Here is a 1185-nt window from a genome sequence, read left to right as displayed (position 1 = left end):
ATTGTATAAAAAAAGCAGCCTATAGCTGCTCTTTGATTTTTTTTATGTCCTTTTGTGGAATCCAGCCCGTTTTTTCATCGGCCAGTTGTATTTTTTCCCATTTGTCAACGGTTTCAAGGATGTTGACTTTCGTACCGGAATGCAGTATAAAAGCATCCTGCGCATTTTCCCTCGGCTCGGCCTTTACCGAAACCACTTCGGGGAATACTATAGCGTAATTTTCCCGGTTATTTTGCGCCTTAACGTATATGGCGGAGACGATGCTGAGCACCAGTAAACCTACGGCGACAAACATCCCCACAAAGAAAATACGCTTCAGCAGCGTACTACCCGAAAAGTAATATCCCACAAACAACGCAAGGCATAAGAATGCAAAACTCACAGCTATCCATGCCCAGGTGTTGTAATGGTAACCGCCGGTGGCATTGTATATCATTTTAGAAAAGCCTACACGTGGCGTGGCCTTAATATCGTCTACGGCCTTTTGGCGGGCAAAGGCAAGGTTTACCTGCACATCTTTGTTCCCAGGATCCAGCAGCAATGCCTTTTCAAGATAGAAAACCGCCGGGGCTACCTGGCCCATTTTGTGGTAGGCGTTACCCAGGTTAAAGTACACTTCAGCCGATTCTTTGCCTTCTTTCAATATACCCTCATACTGGGCGGCAGCGCCTTTATAGTCGCCTTTTTTGTACAGGGCATTACCCTGGTCAAAGCTCTGCGCCATAGCCAGCTGGGTTATAAAGAGTACTATGTATGCTATATTTTTCATGCTATAATGTCCCGTTAATTACTCTTCTCAAACCATCTTTGAGTAGTATAACATTAAAATTTATCAAAAAACCTAATTTACACCCTGATAACTTCAGATAAGTCAGCAACTGTGCAAGATGGATGTCATGGACTTCTTCAACAGATTTAACTTCGATAATAAACTTGTTCTCTACTATAATATCTGTCCGGTATCCGGTGTCCAGCTTTATTTCTCCATATTGAAGCGGCATTGGCTTTTCTTTTTCAACATATAAACCTGACTTGTATATTTCATAGCACAAACATTCGGTATAGGCACTTTCCAAAAGTCCCGGGCCAAGAGCCTTGTGAACTTTGAGTGCACAATCAAAGGCTATTTTTGCTATTTGGTTTTCTGTTATAAACATTCTTGTTGGCCTTACCTTTTATTTTTTT

The 1185-nt window shown here is 41.9% G+C and carries 2 protein-coding genes; both read right to left on the bottom strand.

All coding sequences use genetic code 11. The features are described from left to right. Nucleotides 1-19 precede the first annotated feature (19 nt). Entirely contained in the window at nt 20-769 is a 750-nt protein-coding gene (locus ACZIX4_RS19945; RefSeq protein WP_463337413.1) for a tetratricopeptide repeat protein, read from the bottom strand. A gap of 1 nt (nt 770) precedes the next feature. Beyond that, nucleotides 771-1151, bottom strand: coding sequence for a GxxExxY protein (locus ACZIX4_RS19940; RefSeq protein ID WP_411405961.1), 381 nt, complete (start codon nt 1149-1151; stop codon nt 771-773). Nucleotides 1152-1185: the final 34 nt, after the last annotated feature.

The organism is Flavobacterium niveum (genome assembly GCF_055231775.1).
The sequence above is the reverse complement of the archived record's forward strand: the minus strand, read 5'-3'. Positions and strand labels throughout refer to the sequence as shown.